This window comes from Cutibacterium sp. LaCa_89 (genome assembly GCF_058177555.1).
The window spans coordinates 934,243-959,070 of sequence record NZ_CP190889.1; the positions used below are offsets into that span (position 1 = coordinate 934,243).

16 protein-coding genes and 2 pseudogenes are annotated in these 24,828 nt (G+C 63.9%); 13 read left to right on the top strand and 5 right to left on the bottom strand.

What is annotated here, in order from left to right:
• Positions 1–86: 86 nt before the first annotated feature.
• Positions 87–329, bottom strand: coding sequence for a hypothetical protein (locus tag ACP8LP_RS04370; RefSeq protein ID WP_036976547.1), 243 nt, complete (start codon positions 327–329; stop codon positions 87–89).
• Here ACP8LP_RS04370 and ACP8LP_RS04375 point away from each other — a divergent pair.
• Positions 322–612, top strand: a pseudogene (locus ACP8LP_RS04375) (hypothetical protein); the annotation flags it as partial. The gene ACP8LP_RS04370 and the pseudogene ACP8LP_RS04375 overlap by 8 nt on opposite strands.
• Before the next feature lie 171 nt (positions 613–783).
• The gene (locus ACP8LP_RS04380) at positions 784–1,788 is read left to right on the top strand and encodes a DUF4192 domain-containing protein (protein WP_004811716.1); all 1,005 of its coding nucleotides are present in this window, start codon (positions 784–786) and stop codon (positions 1,786–1,788) included.
• Between the two features lie 19 nt (positions 1,789–1,807).
• Here the strand turns inward: ACP8LP_RS04380 and ACP8LP_RS04385 are convergent, their stop codons facing one another.
• Positions 1,808–2,635, bottom strand: a complete 828-nt coding sequence (locus ACP8LP_RS04385) for a VIT1/CCC1 transporter family protein (protein ID WP_004811715.1) — start codon at positions 2,633–2,635, stop codon at positions 1,808–1,810.
• A gap of 142 nt (positions 2,636–2,777) precedes the next feature.
• On the opposite strand from ACP8LP_RS04385, the gene leuS reads away from it, so the two are divergent.
• From leuS to holA, 5 genes are all read left to right on the top strand, one after another.
• Positions 2,778–5,258 (top strand): leucine--tRNA ligase, encoded by a 2,481-nt coding sequence (leuS, locus tag ACP8LP_RS04390; protein ID WP_004811714.1) that lies wholly within the window; start codon positions 2,778–2,780, stop codon positions 5,256–5,258.
• A gap of 152 nt (positions 5,259–5,410) precedes the next feature.
• Entirely contained in the window at positions 5,411–6,265 is an 855-nt protein-coding gene (locus ACP8LP_RS04395; protein ID WP_004811713.1) for a helix-hairpin-helix domain-containing protein, read from the top strand.
• A 40-nt stretch (positions 6,266–6,305) separates the two neighbouring features.
• Positions 6,306–8,588, top strand: coding sequence for a ComEC/Rec2 family competence protein (locus ACP8LP_RS04400; protein ID WP_036980163.1), 2,283 nt, complete (start codon positions 6,306–6,308; stop codon positions 8,586–8,588).
• Positions 8,589–8,701: 113 nt separating this feature from the next.
• Entirely contained in the window at positions 8,702–10,450 is a 1,749-nt protein-coding gene (locus ACP8LP_RS04405) for a DEAD/DEAH box helicase (protein WP_465249489.1), read from the top strand.
• 32 nt (positions 10,451–10,482) lie between these two features.
• Complete coding sequence (holA, locus tag ACP8LP_RS04410) at positions 10,483–11,481, top strand: DNA polymerase III subunit delta (RefSeq protein ID WP_036975919.1); 999 nt, start codon at positions 10,483–10,485, stop codon at positions 11,479–11,481.
• Positions 11,482–11,667: 186 nt separating this feature from the next.
• Here the strand turns inward: holA and rpsT are convergent, their stop codons facing one another.
• Positions 11,668–11,934 carry a 30S ribosomal protein S20 gene (gene rpsT / locus ACP8LP_RS04415; RefSeq protein WP_004811708.1) on the bottom strand — a complete coding sequence of 89 codons (267 nt, stop codon included), beginning with the start codon at positions 11,932–11,934 and terminating at the stop codon, positions 11,668–11,670.
• A gap of 145 nt (positions 11,935–12,079) precedes the next feature.
• Positions 12,080–13,993 carry an alpha-amylase family protein gene (locus ACP8LP_RS04420; protein WP_252908304.1) on the bottom strand — a complete coding sequence of 638 codons (1,914 nt, stop codon included), beginning with the start codon at positions 13,991–13,993 and terminating at the stop codon, positions 12,080–12,082.
• Positions 13,994–14,168: 175 nt separating this feature from the next.
• Here ACP8LP_RS04420 and lepA point away from each other — a divergent pair, with 175 nt between their 5' ends.
• The 3 genes from lepA to menD are packed head-to-tail and all read left to right on the top strand — an operon-like array spanning position 14,169 to position 18,630.
• Complete coding sequence (gene lepA, locus ACP8LP_RS04425; protein WP_004811705.1) at positions 14,169–16,016, top strand: translation elongation factor 4; 1,848 nt, start codon at positions 14,169–14,171, stop codon at positions 16,014–16,016.
• The gene (locus ACP8LP_RS04430; protein WP_004811703.1) at positions 16,013–17,023 is read left to right on the top strand and encodes an o-succinylbenzoate synthase; all 1,011 of its coding nucleotides are present in this window, start codon (positions 16,013–16,015) and stop codon (positions 17,021–17,023) included. Before lepA ends, ACP8LP_RS04430 begins: the two co-directional genes overlap by 4 nt.
• The gene (gene menD, locus ACP8LP_RS04435) at positions 17,020–18,630 is read left to right on the top strand and encodes a 2-succinyl-5-enolpyruvyl-6-hydroxy-3-cyclohexene-1-carboxylic-acid synthase (protein ID WP_484483295.1); all 1,611 of its coding nucleotides are present in this window, start codon (positions 17,020–17,022) and stop codon (positions 18,628–18,630) included. Before ACP8LP_RS04430 ends, menD begins: the two co-directional genes overlap by 4 nt.
• On the opposite strand, the gene ACP8LP_RS04440 is transcribed toward menD, so the two are convergent.
• The gene (locus ACP8LP_RS04440; protein WP_484483067.1) at positions 18,567–19,874 is read right to left on the bottom strand and encodes an ISL3 family transposase; all 1,308 of its coding nucleotides are present in this window, start codon (positions 19,872–19,874) and stop codon (positions 18,567–18,569) included. The genes menD and ACP8LP_RS04440 overlap by 64 nt on opposite strands.
• 111 nt (positions 19,875–19,985) lie before the next feature.
• On the opposite strand from ACP8LP_RS04440, the pseudogene ACP8LP_RS04445 reads away from it, so the two are divergent.
• The 3 genes and pseudogenes from ACP8LP_RS04445 to tsf form a co-directional block, all read left to right on the top strand.
• Positions 19,986–22,703 (top strand): annotated as a pseudogene (locus ACP8LP_RS04445) (endo-beta-N-acetylglucosaminidase); the annotation flags it as partial.
• Between the two features lie 325 nt (positions 22,704–23,028).
• Positions 23,029–23,877 (top strand): 30S ribosomal protein S2, encoded by an 849-nt coding sequence (gene rpsB, locus ACP8LP_RS04450; protein ID WP_016665751.1) that lies wholly within the window; start codon positions 23,029–23,031, stop codon positions 23,875–23,877.
• A gap of 35 nt (positions 23,878–23,912) precedes the next feature.
• Positions 23,913–24,725: a translation elongation factor Ts gene (gene tsf, locus ACP8LP_RS04455; RefSeq protein WP_063279299.1), complete on the top strand. Its 813-nt coding sequence runs from the start codon at positions 23,913–23,915 to the stop codon at positions 24,723–24,725.
• The last annotated feature ends 103 nt before the right edge of the window (positions 24,726–24,828 follow it).

Genomic DNA, 24,828 nt, shown 5'->3' on the forward strand with positions numbered 1-24,828 from the left:
TGAAGTGACGGGACTGAGCTGATGACATGGGGTCCGGCATCGTGCCGGACCCCATGTCATCTCAGATGGGCATCAGAGGTGGCGAGTCACGCCTTGATCGTCAGAGCTGAGATGGGGGAGGACATCCCCGATCCATGAGTGAACATGACGGTGGCGTCAGCGCGCGGACAGTCAATGGTGACCGTGCCGTGCACCTTATGTCCCGGGGAGATGGTGTCGCCGAGGGTTCCGGTGGGTGGCAGGCTGGCCTCGTGGATGTTAGTCGACTCGTTCTCCATAATGAAGAAGGTGTAGTCGCTCAGGGATCCCCTGGTGACCTCGATGGTCACCGTGAGGGTGACACTTCCGGGACCCCAACTGACGTCGTCGATCGACCATGTTCCCTCGGTCGAGTCGTCCTTGGACGAGAACGGCACCGAGGAGGCCACAGCCGTCACTGACGCCGGAATCGGTGTCGGCGTGGTCGCCGATGACGGCGTCGCCACCGGAGTTGGGATGGGGGACTGGGGGAGATTAGGTTCGCTGGTGACCCGGCGAGCCACCAGAACAAGGGCGATGATGACAGCCACCGCAATGATGGCGGCGATCCAGCCGCGGTGGCGTTTCGGCGGCTGATACTGGCTGATGTCAGGCGGTTGGCTCATGGTGGCTCCACTTTACGTGGTTGGTGGTCGTCGGTGCTGTCCACAGGTTGGCGTTGAGACGAGATGACGCTGCCGGGAGTTGTCCACAGGTCCCCAATTGCTTGGCGGATTTCACGGGGTCGGGACGACAACTGAAGGTATGACAACACTGCATTCGTCCACCACCGATGACCGTGATCCACTGACTGTCAGGACCGTCGACGAGGCGATAACCCTGGCGCCCTACCTGCTCGGCTTCCAACCCAGCGAGAGCCTGCTCCTCATCGTCGCTGACGATGGCGCGACCTGCCAAGGTTTCGTCGCCCGGGTTGATCTCGACGACGTCGAACTGACCCTGGCCATGGACGCCTTCGCATCCCGAGTCGTCTCGTTGGCAGGGCAAGGACGGACGGTGATCCTGGCCTTCACCGAGGACCAAGACCGTGGCGTGGCTGCCTTGGTGTTGGCCATCCGGGCGATGGAAGGCATGAACATTAGTGACGCTGCCTGGACAGATGGTGAGAGCTGGCGCAGTATCTTCGGCGATGAACGGAGCTGCGGGGAGAATCACCCGCACATTCCCGCCCCGGAGATTGCTGCCGAGGCGGTCTATCGGGGGCTCACCGTTCTGCCGAGCCGCACCAACCTGGTCGATCAGCTGTCCGGGCCCGGAAGAACCTGTGACCCAGGTACTCGTCGACTCATCACCAATGCGCGACGACGACTCTCTCGCTGCGGTGATGATGTCGTCGCTGCCAGATGCCGTGCCCTCGTGAGGTCCGGTTCACCGATTGATGATGCCGCCGCCGTTGAAATGGCCGTTGCCGTCCAGCGTCCGGAGGTGGCACGCACCTTGTGGATGACGATGGAACGGGAGCACGCGTCGAGATGGCTGACGGTCTGGAGCCAAGCCGTCGGAATGATCCCTGATCGGTTGGCCCCGGCCCCGCTGGCCCTCTGCGGGCTGGCCGGGTGGCTGAATGGAGACGGGGCGGTGGCGTCAGTGTGCGCCCACCGATGTCAATCCATGGTGGGGGCTGCGGACCTGCCACAAGCCTTGATGGTCATCGTCGACGCCTTCGTGCCGCCCAAGCTATGGGAGATCATGGATCGCGACCCAACGTTGATCGCCCACCCACTCCCGGCGGAGCAGGTGGGCGAATAAGTCACAGCGGCGACGACAGTCAGACCTGCATACCGACGAGGTGACCGATGACATAGGTGATCGTCATGGAACAGATGCCCACGATGATGTTGCGGGCGATGGGGTGGGCCTTGCCACTGCCGCTGGCGATGGCTGACCCCAGACCGGTGAGGAACAGGCCGATCATCGTGGCGGCGATGGTGATGTAGACGCGGGTTGCCGTCGGGGAACACACCATGGCGAGCAACGGGACCAAGGCGCCGACGGTGAAGGCAGCCATCGAGGCGAAGGCCGCGTGCCAGGGGTTGGTGTACTCGTCAGGGTCGATACCCAGTTCGGCCTCGGCGTGGGCTCGCAGCGGATCGTGATCGGTGAGCTCTCGGGCAACCTGACGAGCAGTCTGCTCGGACAGGCCCTTCTCGGCGTAGATCCCGGCGAGTTCCTCGAGCTCCTCGTCAGGGAAGTCACGCAGCTCAGCGGCCTCCTTGGCCATGACGGCCTTCTCGATGTCGCGCTGTGAGCTCACGGAGACATACTCGCCGCCGGCCATGGACAGGGCACCGGCGACAAGCCCAGCCAAGCCGGCGATGAGGAGAGAGGAGCGATCGATGGTGGCGCCGGCGACACCCATGACGATGCCTGCCGTCGAGATGATGCCGTCGTTGGCTCCGAGCACCGCGGCACGCAGCCAGTTGAGTTTGGAGTTGAGGCTTCCCATGCCCTTGTCGGCCTCGTGAGGCTTGCGGGCTGGGGCGGGGGAGTCGGCCGACGTTGCGTCGTCGGCGGGGGCCAGGGCGGACATGGCCGGAACGGAGGCCGTTTCGGTCTTCCCGACTGACCTGTTCGCGCGGTGTGCCGTGGTGCTCATGACACCAACTGTGCTCGTGTTCAACGAGTGTTCACAAGGAAGGACAGGGAATCCTGGCGGTAGGTGTGGGGCAGCTTCGCTAAACTCTGGTCCGTATGTGTCGCGGGTCGGTGAGACCCGTAGTGGATCCGAGAGGTGTGACGTGAGCGACCAGGTGCGCGAGACGACGGGCTACGACGCAGCCGCAGCCCAGGAGAAGTGGTCCAGGTACTGGGAGGAGAACCACACCTTCGCAGCCCTTGACGACGGTTCCAAGGAGCGCCGCTACGTCCTCGACATGTTTGCATACCCCTCCGGTGACCTCCACATGGGTCATGCCGAGGCATTCGCCATCGGCGATGTGCTTGCGCGCTACTGGCGACTGCGCGGGTTCGACGTCCTGCACCCGGTCGGTTGGGACTCCTTCGGTCTGCCGGCCGAGAACGCCGCCATCAAGCACGGCACCCACCCCGCCGAGTGGACCTACAACAACATCGACACTCAGGCAGCCTCCTTCAAGCGTTATGCCGTCTCCTTCGACTGGTCGATGAGGCTGCACACATCCGACGAGGAGTACTACCGCTGGACCCAGTGGCTGTTCAATCGCTTCTTCGAGAAGGGGCTGGCCTACCGCAAGGATTCCTGGGCCAACTGGTGCCCCAATGACCAGACCGTGCTCGCCAACGAGCAGGTCAAGGACGGCTGCTGCGAGCGCTGCGGCGCCGTCGTCACCAAGCGTCAGCTCAACCAGTGGTACTTCCGCATCACCGACTACGCCCAGCGTCTGCTCGACGACATGGGTCAGATCGAGGGCAAGTGGCCCGATCGCGTGCTGTCGATGCAGCGCAACTGGATCGGACGTTCCGAGGGGGCCTACGTCGACTTCACCATCGACGGTCGTGAGGAGCCGGTGCGGGTCTTCACCACTCGCGCCGACACCCTCTATGGAGCGACCTTCATGGTCGTCGCCCCCGACTCCGCCTTGGCCCAGGAGATCGTCTCCGACGAAGCCCGTCCCGACTTCGAGACCTACCTTGGTGAGGTCAAGAAGAAGTCCGAGATCGAGCGTCAGTCCACCGAGTACGAGAAGACCGGTGTGCCTCTCGGTGTCGAGGCGACCAATCCCGTCAACGGGGCCAAGATTCCAGTGTGGGCTGGCGACTATGTGCTGGCTGACTACGGCACCGGTGCCGTCATGGCCGTGCCGGCCCACGATCAGCGTGACCTCGACTTCGCCCGCAAGTACGGCATCGACGTCATCCCTGTCATCGACACCGGCGAGGCCGATCCGCGCGAGTCCGGCATCGCCACCACCGGTGACGGCGCATACCAGAACTCCGGATTCCTCGATGGCATCACCACCAAGACTGAGGCCATCGAGAAGATGTGCGAGTTCCTCGGGGACAAGGGCATCGGCGAGCCGACGATCACCTACCGTCTGCGCGACTGGCTGCTGAGCCGTCAGCGCTTCTGGGGATGTCCGATCCCGATCATTCACTGCGACACCTGTGGCGACGTCCCTGTCCCCGATGACCAGCTGCCGGTCAAGCTGCCCGATCTGCGCGGGGCCGAGCTGGCTCCCAAGGGCAAGTCACCGCTCGCCGGTGAGGAGGCTCGCGAGTGGCGAGAGGTCTCCTGTCCCAGGTGTGGCGAGGACGCCCAGCGTGACACTGACACTATGGACACCTTCGTGGACTCGTCCTGGTACTTCATGCGTTACTGCTCCCCGCACTTCGACCAGGGGCCGTTCGACACCGACGCCGTGCGTCGTTGGATGCCGGTCGCCCAGTACATCGGCGGCGTCGAGCACGCCACCATGCACTTGCTGTACTCGCGGTTCTTCACCAAGGTGTTGCACGACCTCGGCATGCTCGACTTCACCGAGCCCTTCCAGCGGCTCATGAACCAGGGCCAGGTCATCAATGAGGGTCGGGCAATGTCGAAGTCGCTGGGCAACGGTGTTGATCTCGGCAAGCAGATCGACGAGTTCGGCGTCGACGCGGTGCGGACCACCGTCATCTTCGCCGGTCCGCCGGACGAGGACATCGACTGGGCGGACGTCTCCCCAGCTTCGATCCTGAAGTTCCTGCAGCGTGCCTGGCGGGTGGCTTCCGAGGTCACCAGCGACCCCGACGTCGACGTGACCAATGGCGACGTCGGCCTGCGCCGTGTGACTCACCGCAGCATCGCCGACATCACCGAGCTGCTCGACGGCGGCCGGTACAACGTCGTCGTGGCGCGCATTATGGAGCTCGTCAATGCCACCCGCAAGGCCATTGACTCGGGTTGTGGCCCGGTCGACCCGGCGGTGCGCGAGGCCGTCACCTTCACCGCCCAGGCGCTCTCCCTGGTGGCCCCGTATCTGGCCGAGGAGATGTGGGAGATGCTCGGCCTCGAGCCGTCCGTCGCCAACTCTCAGTGGCCGACCGCTGACGAGAAGCTGCTGGTCGCCGAGGAGGTGACCATGGTCGTCCAGGTGACGGGCAAGGTTCGTGCCAAGATCCAGGTGAGCCCTGACATCACCGAGGAGCAGGCCCGTGAGCTGGCCCTGGCTGACTCCAACGTCCAGCGGTTCACCGAGGGCAAGGAGATCGTCAAGGTCATTGCCCGTCTGCCGAAGATGATTTCCATCGTCGCGAAGTGACCCCCTGAAGTCCTCGTGATCATGCCGGTCATGAGCTGACACTCCGACGACGCGGCGGCGAGTCTGTGGAAAACAGACTCGCCGCCGCGTTGCGTTGTCCACAGATTTGAAAAAGGTGGCGGATTCCAGGTCCTGCGACGACAACTGAAGGTATGAGCGATGAGTACCGAGAACGTCTTGAGGACCTCATGGCGCGGCTGCCTGCCCGAAGTACGGGGCCCAGACGCTCTGCCACCCCCGCGGCGGAGGAACCGGCAGAGGATGACGCCCCAAGGCCGACACGGTCAGTGACCCGTGTCCACGCCTCGGCCGTGGGCATCCTGCTCGTCCTGGTGCTGTCAGTGGTGGCCGTCGTCTTGCTGAGATCCAAACCCGCCGAGGTACCTGCTGGGGCAGTGGTCGTCTCGACGGTGCCAGAAGGTGCGACTCTGCCGGGCGCAGCCAGCAGCGATGCGGAGACGCCTGAGGGATCTGCGTCTGCTCCAGCGGCAGTGTTGAGCCCCTCACCAGCTCCCACCGAGAATCAGAGTGTCCAGGTGCACGTGGCGGGGCGGGTGAGGCATCCCGGGGTCTACACGGTGCCTGGCGACGCGAGGGTTGCTGACGCCGTCGAAGCGGCTGGAGGCATGGCGTCAGGAGCTCACCCGGGACGCCTCAACCTTGCCGCTCCGGTCTGTGATGGCTGCCAGATATGGATTCCAGCTCGTGGGGACGGAATGGTGGCCCCGCCTGGTCAGACTGGCAGCGTCACAGCGACTCAGAGAACCGGACCGAGTGATACTGGTGGGGCCGCCGGCGGGCCGTCCGCGGCTGGCGCTCCGATCAATCTCAACACCGCGAGCCAGGGTGAGCTCGAGTCGATCGATGGGGTGGGGCCGGTCATGGCCGGTCGGATCGTGGCGTGGCGGCAGGAACATGGTCGCTTCACCTCGGTCGATCAGTTGCGCGAAATCTCAGGGGTCGGTCCCAAGACCTTCGAGAAGATCAGACCCCATGCCACGGTCTGAGCATGGCCATGGCGAGCAGGCCGTCACACCTGACGTCCGCATGGTTCCGGTCGCCGTGACGGCGTGTGTGGCGGCTGCACTGGGGATCAGTGGTCGGCCTCGGCTCATCCTCGTCGCTGCTGCGGGATGGCTTCTCGCGAGCATGATCGCAGCACGGCGCAAGGGATGGCTCGTGGTCGTCACGGCCCTCGTGGGTCTCAGCGTCCTTGTCACCTCCGGAATGCGCGACCACATCGTCCATGGCATGGGAGTGGCGGAGCTGGCTGACGAGGGGGCCATGGTGACCGTGACAGGTCGGGTGACCGTGGAGCCACGGACCTTTGACGGCAACGGGTCGGGAGGACCGATGGTCATGATCACCCTCGCTGTCAGTCGCGTCGCCACCGAGGACCGGGTCATCAGGCAGTCGACACAGGTCGTCGTCATGGCAACGGGGCTGAGATCGGCCGCAGCCGCGAAGCTGTCCGTCGGGGAACAGATCGAGGTGCGTGGGCTGCTGACCCCGCCACGGGAGGGACGCTCGGAAGCGGCTGTCATGAAGCTGCGCTCACCGCCCAAGGTTGTCGCTCCCGCCGGTCCGCTAGACCGTGCCGTCAATCGCTTTCGCGCCGGCCTGGTGAGGGCGGTGGCAAGGTGCCCTGACGGTCAGCGGGCCATCGTGCCGTCCCTGGTCGTTGGGGATACCGCGGCGGTGTCGGAGGAGATGTCGGAGGACTTCCGCGTCACTGCATTGACCCACCTCATGGCCGTCTCAGGAGCCAACTTGGCGTCCACGACCGCTTTGCTGTGGTGGATCGGAGCGTGGTGCGGCATGAGGAGGCGCGGGTTACGCGTGCTCTCGGTGATCGGGGTCGTCGGTTTCGTCGCGGTGTGTCGAGCAGAGGCATCCGTGGTGCGTGCAGCTGCCATGGGAGCCGTCGCCATGGCGGCGACCGGGGTGTCCTTCGATCGTCGCGGGGGAGTACGGACCTTGGCGGTCGCGGTGGCCGGACTCATGCTCGTCGATCCGTGGCTGGTGCGATCAGTGGGATTCTGGCTGTCCGCCTGCGCCACGGCAGGGATTTTGTGGTGGGCCCGACCCTGGACGACCGCGATGGCGTGGGCGCCGACCTGGTTGGCAGCGGCCGTCACCGTGCCATGGGCCGCCCAGCTTGCGACCCAGCCAGTCGTCACCTGGATGGCAGGGACGGTTTCCACCACCGGTCTGGTCGCCAACCTGGCCGCAGCTCCCTTCGTTCCGCTCGCCTCGGCCCTGGGAATGACGGCTGGACTCGTGGCCTTCATCTGGCCACCGCTGGCCGTGCCGTTGGGACGCCTGGCGGGATGGTGTGTCCAGCCGATCATCTGGATCGCGCACCTGGGAGCCAAGGCTCCGGCTGGCCTGTTGACCTGGCCAGCGGGAGGGACGGCCCTCGTCGTCCTCGGTGGGTTGTGTCTGGGCCTGGCCTTGATCACACCTGCTGTCCTGGCACGGCCATGGTTGACGGTGGTGGCAGGCGTCGCGGTGGTTGCGGCCACTGTCGTCCGCCCTCCTGTCCCTGGCTGGCCGGGGGCGTGGCAGGTGGCCATCTGCGACGTCGGGCAGGGAAGTGCCGCGTTGGTGCGCGCTGGCCCTCGTGCCGCAGTCGTCGTCGACACTGGTCCTGATCCTGACAGGCTGGGCCGGTGCCTCGATGATCTAGACGTCAACCAGGTGCCCATGGTGGTTCTCAGTCACTACCACGGCGACCACATCGACGGGTTGGACGTCATTCGTGATCATGGGCCGACGACGACTGTCGTCGTCTCTCAACTGGCGTCTCCGGAATGGGCAGCCAAGCGGGTGACGCAGGTCGCCACCCAGATGGGAGCACAGGTTCTCGTCGCACACCCGGGCCAGGTCATGACGGTTGGTACGGCGAGTCTCACGCTTTTCGGTGGAATCCACCTGGTCGACGCTGACGAATCGGAGGAGGAACCTGCCGTTGAGAACAATTCCTCCGTCATCGTCAAGGCCACGGTCGAGGGGCTACGAGTTCTCCTTCCAGGAGATGCCGAGCTCGGTGAGCAGCGCCACGTCCTGGCAGATCACGCTGATCTGTCGAGTGACGTCCTCGTGGTTCCCCATCACGGATCTGCTCATCAGGACGACGACTTCTGGGCCGCGACAGGGGCTAGCGTCGCGGTGATTTCGGCAGGTAAGGCCAACCCTTTCGGACATCCCTCTCACAAGGCCATTTCCCTGGCCAAGAAGATGGGGATGCAGGTTCACCGCACTGACGAGGAAAGTACGGTTCTGCTGGCGCGCAGTGGTGGGACCGTCCTGGTGCAGACGCGATCATGACTGATCCCGTGTTCCGCGTCGCAGGGAGATTCGTCGATGTGGAGGTGTCGGACGAGCGCGCTAATCTGAGCGGTCGGTTCACCTGAGGTGAGCCCTCACGGGAAGGAGAGCAGGTGGCGTCACGGTTCACGACCAAAGGGCCTCGCATGCCGATGCGGTTGCGCACATGGCAGCGGGAGGCGCTGGATTCGTACCTGGCTTCCAGCCCACGTGACTGGCTGGTGTGCGCTACCCCTGGCGCCGGCAAGACGACGTTCACCCTGGCCGTCGCGGCTCACCTGTGGCAGGACCACGTCATCAACCGTGTCATCGTCGTCTGCCCGACCGACCATCTGCGCACCCAGTGGATAGGTGCGGCCCGCGGACTCGGCTTTGACCTGCGCGACACCACGAATGCTGAGGCGCTTCCGCTCGACTGCCACGGCTGCGTCGTCACCTACGCCCAGGTCGCCCAGAAACCAACCCTCCACGCAGCCCGGTCTACTAACATGCGCACCCTCGTCATCTTCGACGAGATCCACCACGCCGGCGACGTCATGAGCTGGGGATCTGGCGTCATCGAGGCCTTCTCGGGCGCGGTGCGACGCCTCGGTGTTACCGGAACCCCGTTCCGTTCCGATGAGGCCAGGATCGCTCACGTCCGCTACGAGGAAGTCGGCGACGGCGCCTTCGAGTCGGTGGCCGACTACACCTATGGCTACGGTGACGCCCTGCGTGACGGGGTCGTGCGTCCCGTCACCTTCGCCACCTATACCGGACGATCCACCTGGACCGACGCGCTGGGGGAGACCCACACCGCCATTCTCGGTGACTCCGAACTCACCAAGGCCAACGAGGAAATGGCCTGGCGTACCGCCTTGGACTCAGACGGGGAGTGGATCGCCCATGTCATGGCCGCGGCATGGGCGCGGGTGAACCAGCTGCGCGATTCCGGGACGATCCCGCACGCCAAGGTGCTCATCCCGGCCTCGAATCAGAAGGTGGCCAAGGAATACGCGGAGGTCTGGCGAGAGGTCACGGGCAATGAGCCCTCGGTGATCCTGTCCGAGGATGCGGCCTCGGCCAAGAAACTCACCGCCTACCGTGACGACCCGGACAAGATCTGCGCGGTCTGTGTGCGCCTCATCACCGAGGGGGTCGACGTTCCCGACGCTGCCGTGCTGATCTACTCGACGACGGCCTCGACCCCGCTGTTCTTCGCACAGATGGTGGGGCGTGTGGTTCGTGCGCGCAATCGTCGCGAGCGTGCCACGGTCTTCTTGCCAGTAGTGGGACGTCTGCTCGACATGGCCTCCGAGATGGAGGAGACTCGCGACCACGTCATCGGGCCGCCCGAGGAGCCGGACCTCATCGAGGAGTTCGACACCCGGGAACGCTCCGAGCCTGACCCTGATGCCGGGACCTGGCAGGCCGTCGCCTCTGATGCCATCCTCGGCGAGGTCATCGACACCTACGCTCCCCTCCCATCCGATGGCGGACTCTTCGCCCTCGACGGCCTCTTGAGTCCTGAGCAGGAGCGCGCTCTGCTGGCCCGTGACGAGAAGATCCGCGCCGAGCAGGCCCGGCGCGTCGCCTCGGCTCGCCGTGCCTCCAAGGCGTCGAAGGTAGCGGAGGAGAGGCAGGCCCGACGTGACGACCTCGTCGCCCTGCAGCGCCGTGGTGGCTCAGTGTATGACACCATCAGTGACCCGCGCGAAATGCGCCGAGAGATTCATCGAGCCCTGCTCGACTACTCCCGCCATCACGACCTCACCCCGCAGGCGGGCTGGGGGCAGCTCTACCGAGAGGTGCCGGGCCCCAAGAATGAGTCAGCGCCGATGGATCTGCTGCGCACCCGGTTGGAGTGGCTGCACTCTCACTGATCCTCTGACGAGACAGAACACCACCTGACGCGATCCTGACGGCATCCTCTGGCATCCTTGGGAGAGTGAGTTCGGTCTACGGCACAGCATTGTTGGTCCAGGGGTCGGAGACCCTGTTGTCGGACAGGGCCGTCGATGCTCGGGTGAAAGCCGCCCGACGGGAGGTCCCAGAGGCTGAACTGGTTGAGTTGGAGGGCCGCGAGGTCGACGCGGGCCGGTTCGTGGAAGCCACCGGAGGGTCCCTGTTCAGCGAGGCGACGATCGTCGTCGTCGATTCCATCGCTGATCTCGACAAGGACCTCTTCGACCTGGTCGTCACCACGGCGTCACAACCCTCGGACGACCTGTGCCTCGTCCTCGTCCATCCCGGTGGGATGAAGGGAAAGGGGCTCTTGACCAAGCTCTCCAAGGCGAAGATCGAGACGGTGAAGGTGGAACCCCCCAAGCCTTGGGCCATCCCTGACTTCATCGCCAAGGAGGCTCGTCGAGCCCATCTCGACATGGATCATGACGCCTACGACGCCTTGCACCAAGCCCTTGGCAACGATCTTCGCACTTTGGCCGCGGCCATCGACCAGCTGGCCAGCGATTCACCGGATGGCCGGATCGGGGCCGAGACCGTCAAGACTTATTTCGGTGGCAGGGCGGAGATCTCGGCATTCAATGTTGCCGACGCCAGCCTGGAAGGACGGCTTCCCGATGCCCTGGAAACCTTGCGCTGGGGGTTGTCGACCGGGGTTCAGCCAGCAGCGGTAACGGCCGCGATGGCTCGCGGTCTACGATCCCTGGGACTGTTCCTGGACATGCGCAGCCAGCGGATGGGGGACAAACAGCTGGCTCAGGCGATCGGCGTCTCGCCATGGAAACTCAAGGCCCTCAACAAGCAGGCTCGGTCCTGGAGCAAGGCTGGAGCGGCCAAGGCAATTCGGCTCGTCAGTACCTGCGACGCCGCCGTCAAGGGTGCCGCAGTTGACGCCGATTACGCCCTGGAGTCGATGCTCATCGACGTCGAGAGGGCCCGACAATCCTGAACCAGAGCCCCGGGCCGTATCCTTACCAAGGCTCTGAAGAGTGTCAGGTCCGATGGAGTTCCTGGGTTGGCCGGGCCGCATGATTGGCGGTAGCGTCTTGACATGCTCCACGACAGGAACGTCAAGCGCCTCGACCACCCAGTGGGTCGAGGCGCTCTGTGCATCCCCTGAAGGGGAGAGGAAGACTCAGGCAGCCAGAGAGTTGAGCTTCTTGGAGATGGCCGACTTGCGGTTGGCGGCCTGGTTCTTGTGGATGACGCCCTTCGACACGGCCTTGTCGAGCTGACGGTTGGCGATCTTGGCAGCCTTGGTGGCGACCTCGACGTCTCCGGCCTCAGCGGCGCGACGGAAGTTGCGCACGTAGGTGCGCAGGGCGGACTTGACGGCCTTGTTGCGCTGGCGCGACTTCTCGTTGGTCTTCACGCGCTTCATCTGCGACTTGATGTTCGGCACTGGGCAGCCTCTGATTCCTTGATCGGTGTACGTGGAAAGCGCCAAACAGGCGCGACAGGTCATGTTACCAAATCGACGCCGTACGCCCCAAATCAGCGGGTACCCTCGTGGTCTCACCCCTAGTCGGAGCATTGTGGTGGGCACATCAGGATCCAGGTCGGGCACTCAACCAGAGACACTCGTATGGGGCAAGCCGCAGGTTCATGGGGGTGAGATCGTAGTCGAATCCGCTCAGCAGCTCGGTGACGACGTCGTCGAGTTCCGATCGGAGGGTTTCCATGGGGAACCAGACTTCCTGCTCGCTGACGTTGTACAGCTCGATCATTCGGCCTTCTGGATGCGGTCGGCCCCACATGATGACCTTGCGGCTGGGTGAGGGCAGTACGACCGTCTCCACCGACGCATGGAACTCGGGGCTGCGACGACGGGCATTGATGGCTCGTCTCACCCCGCGCCAGATTCGACCAGGGACGCTGTGAGGCTCGGCCTGAGCCTGCTCCACCAACGACCAGTCCATCACCGGACGATGGACCCATCGGTTATCGTCAGTATGATCAGGGTCGCGCTGCCAGTCGTCGTTGAGCATTCCGACCTCGTCACCCATCCAGATGAGCGGCACGCCGCCGTACCCCAGGATCGCGGTGTGCAACATGACGATGCGGGCGATGGCGGCGTCGATGAGGGCCGGGTCCTCGGCCTCCAGGGCACGTTCCAATCCAGCGAGGCTCGCCAGGGAGCCGCTGATGCGACGGTCTCCGGTCTCCGGGTTGTCCTGGAAGACCAGGCCGCGGGCGAAGGACCCGGGGAAATCCCCAGAGTAGAAGTCTGAGAGGAATTGACGGTGGGCGACGGGGTCCAGCCCGGTGTCGCGGGCGTCAGCGTCGTCGATCGCCCATCCGATGTCGTCGTGACACCGGGCATAGGTGGCCCAGGTTGTCGTCGAGGGCTTGTCGGGGACCCGGCTCAAGGCCGTCTCCATGAGACTGACGTCGCGGGCAGCCAGGGCGCTCCACAGCTGCACCATGAGGCTATTGTGGTACGCCATGTCCGAGAGCCTGCTCCAGTGGCGACCTCGTCCCAGGTACCCGATGAGGTCATTCGGGCCGACGACAGCCTCGGCCTTGAAGGCCACGGCAGGAGCGACGATTCGCATCGCCTGGCGCAGTGACTGGGTGATGTCGTGGACTTGTGGGAGGTTCTGGCAGCCGGTGCCGAGCTTCTTCCAGATGAAGGCGATGGCGTCCAGACGGAAGACCTCGACTCCGCGGTTGGCGAGTTCGCACATGAAGTCGAGGAACTCGCAGAAGACGTCGGGATTGGCCCAGTTGAGGTCCCACTGGAACTCGTTGAAGGTCGTCCAGACCCATCCCTGACAGTCGTCGTTCCAGGTGAAATTGCCACGCGCAAAGTCGGGGAAGACCTCCGGGAGATCCTTCTCCCAGGCATCGACCTCCTCCTGAGTCTTCAGGACGTGGAAGTAGTCACGGTATTTCTGCTGACCAGCACGTGCTCGCTGAGCCCACTCATGCTCGGCCGCCACATGGTTGACGACCAGGTCCACGACCAGGGACATGCCGTGGCTCCTCAGCGTGGTCGTCAGATCGTCGAGATCGTCCATCGTACCCAGATCAGTACGGATCGTGTGATGGTCGGCGACGGCGTAGCCCCCGTCATTGACTCCTTGTCGTGGTTGCAGCAAGGGCATGAGGTGCAGATATCGCACCCCCATCTCGGACAGATGGTCCAGATGATCGTTGATGCCCTTGATGGTGCCCGCAAAACGGTCGGTGTAGGTGGCGTATCCGATCATGGACGGCTTCTGCAGCCAGTCGGGTTCAAGGAGCCGAGCCTCATCGAGACGCTTGAGATCGTCAGGGCGCTTGGCGATCCGGGTCACGAGAATGTCCCGGACTCTCTGCAAGGTTTCGTCGGCGCGATCGCCGTAGACCCTGCTGAGACCGATCCACAGATCGGGGAGATAACGCTCCCAGCGCAGTTCGAAGGATTGCTGGGTGGACGGATCGAGGCTCGCATGTCGGAGGCTGTCGTCGGCGACCATGATTCAAGCCTAATCGGGTGTGGAGCTGACCGTCGGGATTGACGTGTGGTCGACGGGATGAGCGCCGTGATGAGTACTGAGTTGAACCAGGCCGTGAGCACTGGTTGAGCACTGTGTCGCTGGTGCGTGAGAGACTGGAAGTTGAGCCGGGCACCCCCGGCACCATCGTCGAGACATGAGGGAGCAGATGTCCGCGCCTCAGCCTGGCAGCACAGATCCAGCCATCATTCGGAACTTCTGCATCATCGCGCACATTGATCACGGCAAGTCGACCCTGGCCGACCGGATGTTGCAGATCACCGGTGTCCTTGACGAGCGCAGCGCTCGCGCTCAGTACCTGGACCGTATGGACATCGAGCGGGAACGCGGCATCACCATCAAGTCCCAGGCGGTGCGGATGCCGTGGGAGGTCGACGGTGCCACCCACATTCTCAACATGATCGACACCCCGGGGCACGTCGACTTCTCCTACGAGGTCTCGCGGTCCCTGCAGGCTTGTGAGGGGGCGATTCTGCTCGTCGACGCGGCTCAGGGCATCGAGGCCCAGACCCTGGCCAACCTGTACCTGGCCCTGGAGGCCGACCTGGAGATCATCCCAGTTCTCAACAAGATTGACCTTCCGGGCGCCGAACCGGATCGTCACGCCGCTGAGATCGCCGGAATCATTGGATGTGATGAGTCCGAGGTGCTGCGGGTCTCCGCGAAGACCGGTGACGGGGTAGACGACCTGCTCGACACCATCGTCGCTAAGGTGCCTGCTCCCGAAGGAGTGGCCAACGCTCCAGCTCGTGCCCTCATCTTCGACTCGGTCTACGACACCTACCGCGGCGTCGTCACCTATGTTCGCGTCGTCGATGGCGCTTTGCGTTACCGCGAGAAGATCCTCATGATGAGTACCGGGGCAGCCCACGAGGTGCTCGAAATCGGCGTCATCTCCCCGGAGATGGTGCCAGCTGACGGACTGTCCGTCGGCGAGGTCGGTTACCTCATCACTGGCGTTAAGGATGTCCGTCAGTCCCGAGTCGGCGACACCGTCACCAATGCCGCTAAGCCCTCCGAGAAGGATCTCGGCGGGTACCAGCATCCCAAGCCCATGGTGTACTCGGGGCTCTTCCCAATCGATGCCAAGGACTATCCGGAGTTGCGCGACGCCCTCGACAAGCTGCAGCTCAACGACGCAGCCCTGGTCTACGAGCCCGAGACCTCGACCGCCCTGGGATTTGGTTTCCGCGTCGGCTTCCTGGGATTGCTGCACATGGAGATCGTGCGCGAGCGCCTGGAACGCGAGTTCGATCTCGATCTCATCTCCACCGCGCCCTCGGTGGTGCATCACGTCCTCATGGAGGATGGGTCGACCGTCACCGTCACCAACCCGTCGGAGTACCCGACCTCCGGGCGTATCGCCGAGGTGCACGAGCCCATCGTCGATGCCACCATCCTCAGTCCTGCTGAGTACATCGGCACCATCCTCGAGCTGTGCCAGCAGCGTCGTGGGGTCCAGCAGGGACTGGACTACCTCTCCTCGGACCGCGTGGAGATTCGGTACCGACTACCCCTCTCGGAGATCGTCTTCGACTTCTTCGACCAGCTCAAGTCCCGCACGAAGGGCTACGCCTCGCTGGATTACCACGAGGCGGGTGAGCAGGCCGCTGACCTCGTCAAGGTCGACATCCTGCTCAATGGCGATCCGGTCGATGCCCTCAGCTCCATCGTCCACCGCGACAAGTCCTATTCCTATGGCGTCGCGATGGCGGCCAAGCTCAAGGAACTCATCCCGCGCCAGCAGTTCGAGGTGCCGATCCAGGCTGCCATCGGCGCTCGCGTCATCGCCCGAGAGACCATCCGTGCCGTCCGCAAGGACGTGTTGGCCAAGTGTTACGGCGGTGACATCTCCCGAAAGCGCAAGTTGCTCGAGAAGCAGAAGGCCGGTAAGAAACGGATGAAGGTGGTCGGCTCGGTCGAGGTGCCCCAGGAGGCCTTCGTGGCCGCTCTGCGCACCGGCGAGTCGACGGAGAAGAAGTGAGTTCCCGACTGCACGCCCGTCGGCTGCAGGTTCCGCCCCAGCTGGCTGATCGCGGCATCGACCAGGTGATCGCCTTCACCGTGCCGCTGACGGTGAGGTTTCGTGGCATCGAGGTGCGCGAGGGAACCCTGCTGCACGGCCCGGAGGGCTGGGGAGAGTGGTCCCCGTTCTGGGACTACGACCCGGCCGAGTCCGCGTCCTGGTTGCGTGCGGGCATCGAGGGGGCCACTCAACCTGTCCCGGCCGCCCGACGTGACCGCATTCCCGTTAACGTCACCATCCCTGTCGTTGACGCCGATCTCGCCCGGACGATGGCAGCTGAATCGGCCTGCACCACCGCCAAGGTCAAGGTCGCCGATCCCCGCAGCGACTTGTGGGAGGACTGCCGCCGGGTCGCCGCGGTGCGTGAGGCCATGCCAGACGGCCAGATCCGGGTGGACGCCAATGCTGCGTGGGACGTCGAGACGGCAGTGTGGGCCATCACCGAACTCAACGCCGCAGCCGAGGGACTGGAGTACGTCGAGCAGCCTTGCCCCCAGATCGAGGATCTCGCCCAGGTGAGACGCCGGGTCGATGTTCCGGTGGCGGCCGACGAGTCGGTGCGTCGCGCTGACGACCCGGTTGCGGTGGCACGAGCTGGTGCGGCCGACCTCATCATCGTCAAGGCTCAGCCGTTGGCCGGTGTTGTCCGCGCCCTCGAGGTCATCGATGCCGCCGGGTTGCCGGCCGTCGTCTCCTCGGCCCTGGACACCAGCATCGGCATCGGACTGGCCACCCACCTGGCGGCCGCCCTGCCCGAGCTCGACCATGCCTGCGGGTTGGGAACCCTGAGGCTCTTCCGTGGTGACGTCAGTGGCTCACCCCTGATGCCCGTTGACGGCTACCTGACTCCGCAGCGAGGCGTGGTCGACGTCGAGGCCGACGATCCCGACGACGACCTGTGTCCGAGATGGACCGAGCGTCTGGATCTCACCGTGGCCGCCCTGGCCGACTTGGAACGGAGATGACCGTGAACCCCTCCACTGCAGTAGCTCGCCGATTGGTGAGTGCCCTTGTCGGAGCCGGGGTCGAACATGTCGTCTACTGTCCTGGATCCCGCGACGCCCCCATCGGATATGCCTTGGCGGATGCTGAGGCTGCTGGATGGCTGCACGTCCACGTGCGTCTCGACGAACGGTCGGCCGGATTCGTCGCCCTGGGGCTCTCACGAGGCTCGATGATGGAGGGTTTGTGGCGCCCGGCCGTGGTCGTGACGACCTCGGGGACAGCGGTGGCCAACCTGCATCCCGCGGTGTTGGAGGCCGACGCCAGCGGAGTTCCGCTCATCGTGTGCTCTGCCGATCGTCCCCACGAGATGTGGCAGACCGGCGCCAACCAGACCACCACCCAGGAAGGGATTTACGGAACGGCACCGAGGTTCTTCGGCGCCATTCCCGCCGGCTTCCCCGCTGACGACCGTCTCGACGGGCTCGTGCTGCGTGCCGTGACGGCTGCCAGTGGGGCGCTGTCCTCGGACCCCGGGCCGGTCCATCTCAACGTCGGATTCCGTGACCCGCTCGTCCCCGACGAGCCGTGGCATCCGGTGCCCCCCAAGCCCCGAGTCGTGGACAGGATCGTCCGGCCGTCGACCCCGGTCTTCATGCCTCCTCACACCGTCGTCGTCGCCGGTGACGGTGCCGGACGTGACGCCGTCGCCCTGGCCGAGGAAGGATGCTGGCCACTGCTGGCCGAGCCGAGTTCCGGGGCGCGAGTGGGGGAGAACGCCCTCACCGACTACCAAGGAGTGCTCGGTACCAATCTGGCCGACGAGGTCGAGGCCGTCCTCGTCCTCGGACATCCCACCTTGTCACGACCCGTTACACGACTCTTGGCGAACCAGCCCGTCACCGTCGTCGCCGACGGTTCTCGCTGGACCGACGTCGCCGGTGGTGCCCGGGTCGTCCCAGGTCCCATCACGGTGCGCACCGCCAGTCGGGACGAGGCCTGGCTCGCTCGGTGGAAACGCGCCGACCATCCGGTAGCCGCCACTCGCAAGGACGAGATCTGCGCGGCCATCTGGGCCGACGCCTGCCGCGAGGTCGGGCCACTTCTCGTGCTCGGCGCTTCCGCCGTCATCCGCTCCTTCGATCGCTGCGCCGTTCCCGAGCAGCGGGGACCGGTGGCCATCGCCAACCGAGGACTGGCTGGGATTGACGGCACCGCTTCGACAGGTGTCGGCCTGCACCTGGGGCTGGGAATGCCGGTGCGAGTCGTCGTCGGGGACCTTACTGCCGCCCACGACGCGACCGCCCTCCTCAGGGGAGCTGCGGAACGGGACATCGACGTCCAGGTCGTCGTCCTCAATGACGCCGGGGGAGCGATCTTCACCGGTCTGGAGCACGCCGCTGCTCCTCGTCCGGTGTTGGAGAGGTTCTTCCTCACCCCGCAGGAGCTCGATCTGGCAGGGCTGGCGAAGACCGTCGGGGCCCGCTACCAGTGCGTCGAGACCACGGATTTCCTGACTGAATCTGTCCGCGGACGAAGCATCGTCGAGGTGACATTGCCGGCTCTTCACAATCCAGGGTGTAGATCTGGTCTGAACCCGCCGGCCTCGAGCAGTGATCTGGCGATGTAGTGGGTGAGGTTGCGGAAGCCTAGGGCGGTGCCGCGTAGGTGTTCGAGGCGGCCGTTGATCGCTTCGGTGGGTCCGTTGCTGGAACCTTGGTGGTCGAAGAACGCCAGGATGTCGCCCCGGCGCTTGGCCAGGGTGCGGCCGAGCTTGCAGACCTCGACCAGGCTGCTGGGAACAGCGGTGCCGATCGAGTCGATCAGCCGGGTCATGACCTTCTTGCCCTCAGCTCTGGCCTTGGTGCGGTAGGCCGAGATCATGCGCTGGTAGACACCCCAGGTGGCCTCGACCTCAATGTGTCGGTCATCAGCGAACAGGGCATTCAGGCGGCGCTGTTGCTTGTCGGTCAACAGGTCGGCGCCGGTGTGGAGCGTTCTCCTGGCTTGGTAGAGCGGATGGTGCTTGCGACCCCGACTGCCGTGCAGTGAGATCTGGACGCGACGTCGGCAGGTGTCGAGGGCGTCGCCCGCCAGCCGAATCACGTGGAACGGATCCATTACCGTCACCGCCGTGGGGACCTCTTCCGTGGCGGCGGTCTTGAAGCCGGTGAAACCGTCCATCGCCACGATCTTCACTCCGTCTCGCCAGGTCTGGGGTTGTTCCGCGAGCCAGGTCTTGAAGGCCTGCTTGGATCGGCCCTCGACCATCGCCAACAGTCTCGACGGCCCGGTGCCCGTGCTGACCGGGGTCAGGTCGATGACCACGGTGACGTACTTGTCCCCGCGTCGGGTATGACGCCACACGTGCTCATCAACACCGACGACCGTCACCTTGTCGAGTCGGCCGGGCTTGTCGATGAGGAGTCGTTGGCCTTCAGCCAGGACAGCATCATTGGCGGTGTTCCACGCGACTCCCAGTGCGGCCGCGATGCGGGTCATGGACAGGTGGTTGACCACCAGCGCTTCCAGCGCCCACCGCAACGCGCCGTTCGACAAGCAGGAGCGCGGCTGCGCCGCGCCGGTGATGTTCTGCCGCCACACGTGGCCGCATACGGTGCATTGGTAGCGGCGCAGGCGAACGTGGAGGGTGGTGGGGCGCCACCCGAACGGGACATGCGCAAGTTCACGGACGACGCTGTCACGTGGTGTTCCGTGGCAGCCGCAACGATGACACCAGTCATCCGGCTGGACCGGCCGGCAGGCTAGCACCGCCTTGGCAGGGGTGATGTGTTGCCCGGTCACGGCCAGGCCGTGGTCGTCGAGGCGGCAGAACGTGGTCAGATCGGGCGTGGTGAAGGTAGCGTGGTCCATGTCGAGGTCTTCTGGATGGCGAGCGTGAGAACTTCCATCATCAGGGGACCTCGATCCCTGTCACCAACCGGGTGCCACAACCGAACTACACCTCGATCTGTGAAGAGCCCGTTTGCTGAGGCCTTTGATAAAGATCCGAATTCTGAAGGATACATTATTGCCGAGAAGCTGGTTGAAATGGCACGTTACTTCGGTTTCGATGGGTACTTCCTTAATGAGGAAGAGGGTAACCTTCGAGATCCTCGATTCAAGCCTTTCATGAGCTACCTGACGTCCAAAGGTCTCTACACACAGTGGTACACGAATTCTTCGGGTAGCTTCTCGACATCGAAATCCAACTTGCTTGATCATGGCAAGATCATGGATTCAGTGTTCCTAAACTACACGTGGCCAGGCTCTCAGGACCAGTCGGTTGTCGCTGCCAGGGCCAGCGGATATGATCCGCACAAATCACTCTTCTTCGGAGTCGAAGCTAATCAGGCTCGGTTCGACGGGAAACACTCGTCGGCCTCCCGGCTTCCGAGTCTCTACAAATCTGTTGAGGATCACAGTCCGAAGGCATCGGTTGCCCTTTTTACCCCGAGCGATATGTACCAGCGGGGGCTGGCGGACGATGTTAAACCCAAGAATGTCAGTAAGTCCATTCCGCTGTTCCAGCAGGATTCCTATCAATGGATGGTTTCTGAACGTGAAAGGATGTACTTTTCGGGAGTTGCATCTAACCCGCAGGATACCGGGTCACACCCAGGGCATTCCCGGCCTGAGGTTGGCGTCAAGGACTCCTCATCATGGGTTGGGGTGGCCGACTTCACTCCGGCCAGGTCGGTCATTTCGGGGTCACGCTTCCACACTGATTTCAATACCGGTCACGGCATGCAGTGGTACCACGATGGCGAGGTCTCCAACTCGCGTTCATGGACCAACATGGATGCCCAGTCCATCCTGCCGAGTTGGCAGTGGTGGATTGACACCAAAGGTTCCCGACCATCGGTCGATTTCGACTACGGCCCGACCGAACAGCGTAGAAGCGTCGACGGCGTCTCGATGAAGACCCCCTACCAACAAATCGGGGGATGGAGAGGGGGCTCATCCCTCGTCATCCACGGTGACATGAGTCGGCAAACGACATTGAAGCTGTTCAAAACTCGGCTGGCGGTGGGCGGCAACACTACGATGCCACTCACTTTCCGCAAGAGTTCGGCGAGTGGAGGGGCCATGAAGGTTGCCCTCGTCTTCGCTGATCACCCCGGGCAGGTCATCAACCTCGCGGTGCCTCAGAGTGCTGCCCGTGGACAGTGGACTACCTCCACCCTTGACCTCGGGCGGTTCGCAGGGCGAACTATCACCACCATCGGTCTTCAGTTTGACCCGTCGTCTCACTACCAGATGAACATCGGCTCGATATCGGTACGTGACGGTGCCAAGGCGCCCGAGGCTCCCAGCCGGGTAAAACTAGACAAGGTGTACGACGATGGGCAGGCCGTCTTGTCGTGGCAGACCGCACCCTTCGAGGACGTGTCCGAGTATGTGGTGGACGCTACTGGATCCGATGGCAAGACTGTCCACCTGACATCGGGATATACCGATCTGGCCTATGTCAAGAAAGTTCCCGACGCTAGGGGAAGGGTGACTTTTGCGGTGCGTGCTGTCGGTCACGACGGTCAGGTCTCGAAGCCTACGACGGCCGTCTTTGATTACTCGACCCAGCCGCGTCGTATCAAGGTGGCTGAATCTCCCACGGCCTCGAAACTGCTCACGGAGGCGGCCACTCCGGGCAATCTCGATGTGTCGTGGGACCCGAAGGGCCTTGCCGGGACATGCCGTATCCACGTCAGCCTCGTTGATATCGCCCCTGGCGAGATTGACAATCAGCCATATGGCCTGACAGTTCCCTGCTCCACGGGGTCAGCCACGGTGCCGGTGCCTGTGCGCGAGGGATATCCCTACGACCTGACGATTAGCTCGGATAAAGACCAAGGGCTGTCGTATAGGGGGCGGACCCACGATTCGTGGGCTGCCCCGGTGACCCTCAACGACATCGTCATTGACGAGGATCATTCCGGGTTTCACATGCGCAATCTCACCTCGCCCGACTGGTACCAGCTTGACGTGGCATGGCAGGGAATGGACGGTACGTCCTCGCTGATCACCAAGATTCGTCGTGGAGGTTCGGTGCGCGGAGGCTGGGGTGCCAGTCCTACCACTGACGATCCGACAGCTTTTCACCGTTTTCCAGCAGCCGACGGAACTCTCGTGACGACTGTCACCGATTATGCCGGGAACACAACAGTTCAGAGGTTCATGATCAAGGGTTACGGTCTAGTGATACCGACCATCAAGCCATCGTTCACAGTCAGGGGCAAGGGCACCCAGAAAGTCACGGCGGGGCATGAGATTGACCCGGTCACCATGACGGTAAGCGTAGCAGCGCCGTTGTCTTGGCGGACCCGTGGGTCTTTACCCGATGGACTGTTGTGGCGTAGTGACATGTCCGGTGATGGACTGACGCCTCTCAGTGGGACGTTATCGGGCAGCCCGACAGCTACTGGAACACAGAGAATTGTCGTCGAGGCGACCGATGTGTACGGAAATAGTGCTAGCGAGGAGGTCGTCGTGGAGACCGTTGCCGCCCCATCTACGTCGTCTACGGCACCTAAGCCAACAGGCGCGTCTGGTGAGACGTCGAATACTCCAATCGTTACTGCCCCGCGCATTCCAGACACAAACACAACAGGTATGGGTCGCTCGCCGGTCGTGACATCACATTCGCAGTGGCATGAAACCATGCGGAAGGAACGCCCCAGCATGATGCCCCACACCGGCTTCTGACGGCGGGCGCCCTGCTGTCCGCGTAGCGGCAGGGTGATGGCGGTGTTGGATGACGGCGTTGGCGGTGTCGTCGCCCAACACCATTGGTTGCACACAGTCCGCTGTCATGAATTGGCCCAATCTTCGATCAGCGTCATAAACTAGACACGCAGTCCGGACTCTTTCGGGCTGACTTCGCATGCATCGACGTCATCGACACCGGACGCCCACGGTCCTGCCACGGCAGGCGGGCGAACGGTGATGCATCAGGAGGTGACGCAATCCCGCGTCGCCGCACAACCGTTTGGCACACCCGTGGTGTGCCCTGATGAGGAAGGACACGGTCATGGCCGTCGTCACCACTCGCCAGCTCCTCGAGAGCGGCGTTCACTTCGGACACCAGACCCGTCGCTGGAACCCGAAGATGAAGCGTTTCATCTTCACCGAGCGCAACGGCATCTACATCATCGACCTGCACCAGTCGCTGACCTACATCGACAAGGCTTACGCCTTCGTCAAGGAGACTGTCGCCAAGGGGGGCCAGATTCTCTTCGTCGGCACCAAGAAGCAGGCTCAGGAGTCCATCGTCGAGCAGGCCAGCCGCGTTGGCATGCCCTACGTCAACCAGCGTTGGCTCGGCGGAATGCTCACCAACTTCCAGACCATCTCGAAGCGCATCGCCCGACTCAAGGAGCTCGAGGCCATGGACTTCGACAAGGTCTCTGGCTCCGGTCTCACGAAGAAGGAGCTGCTCATGCTCTCCCGTGAGAAGGACAAGCTGGCCAAGGACCTCGGTGGCATCCGCGACATGCCGAAGACTCCTCAGGCCATCTGGGTTGTCGACACCAAGAAGGAGCACCTCGCCATTGACGAGGCTCGCAAGCTCAAGATCCCGGTTGTCGCCATCCTCGACACGAACTGCGACCCGGACGAGGTCGACTACCCGATCCCGGGCAATGACGACGCCATCCGTTCGGTGTCCCTGCTGACCCGCATCATCGCCGACGCCGTCGCCGAGGGCCTCATGGCTCGCTCCTCCGCCAAGTCCGGTGACCAGGCTGCCGAGGCTGAGCCCATGCCTGACTGGGAGCGTGAGCTCCTCCAGGGTGGAGACGCCAAGGCTGAGAACAAGACCGAGGCCGAGGAGCCGAAGGCCGACGCCCCCAAGGCCGACGAGGCCGAGAAGTCCAACTGAAGTTCGCCCACGTCTAGACAGGACTGAGATTACCCATGGCTATCACTGCTGCTGAGGTCAAGAAGCTGCGCGACGCCACCGGCGCCGGCATGATGGACGCCAAGAAGGCACTCACGGAGGCCGACGGCGACTTCGACAAGGCCGTTGACATTCTGCGCGTCTCCGGCGCTGCCAAGGCCGCCAAGCGTTCCGACCGCGAGGCCAGCAACGGCCTGGTCGCCGCTGCCGGTACTTCCCTGGTGCACATCGGTTCCGAGACCGACTTCGTCGCCAAGAACGAGGAGTTCATCGCCACTGCCAAGGAGATTGCCGAGGCCGTCGATAAGGCTGGAGCCGACTCCAAGGACGCCGCCAACGCCGCCACCCTGGCCGACGGCACCACCGTCGCCGACAAGCTCGCTGAGCTCGCCGCCAAGATCGGTGAGAAGATCGAGCTCGCCAACGCCGCCCACGTCGACGGCAACGCTCACGTCTACCTTCACCGTCGTTCCCAGGACCTGCCCCCGCAGGTCGGCGTGATGGTCGAGTACGAGGGTGGCGACAAGGAGGCCGTGCACGGCGTCTGCCTGCAGATCGCCGCCATGAACCCGCGCTGGCTGTCCCGTGACGAGGTCCCCGCCGACGTCGTCGAGCACGAGCGCACTGTCGCCGGCGACATCGCCCGCGAGGAGGGCAAGCCCGAGAAGATCATCGACCGCATCGTCGAAGGTCGTCTCAGCGGCTTCTACAAGGAGAACTGCCTGCTCGACCAGCCGGCCATCTCCGACGACAAGAAGTCCGTCGCCCAGACCCTTGAGGCCGCTGACGTCACCATCAAGCGCTTCGTGCGCTTCTCCGCTGGAGAGTGATTCCTTCCCGGCACGAACCGGGGATGACTGACACGAACGGCCCCACCACGTGGTGGGGCCGTTCGTCGTTCCCAGACTCGAGGGTTCGCTGGAGTTCAGAGAT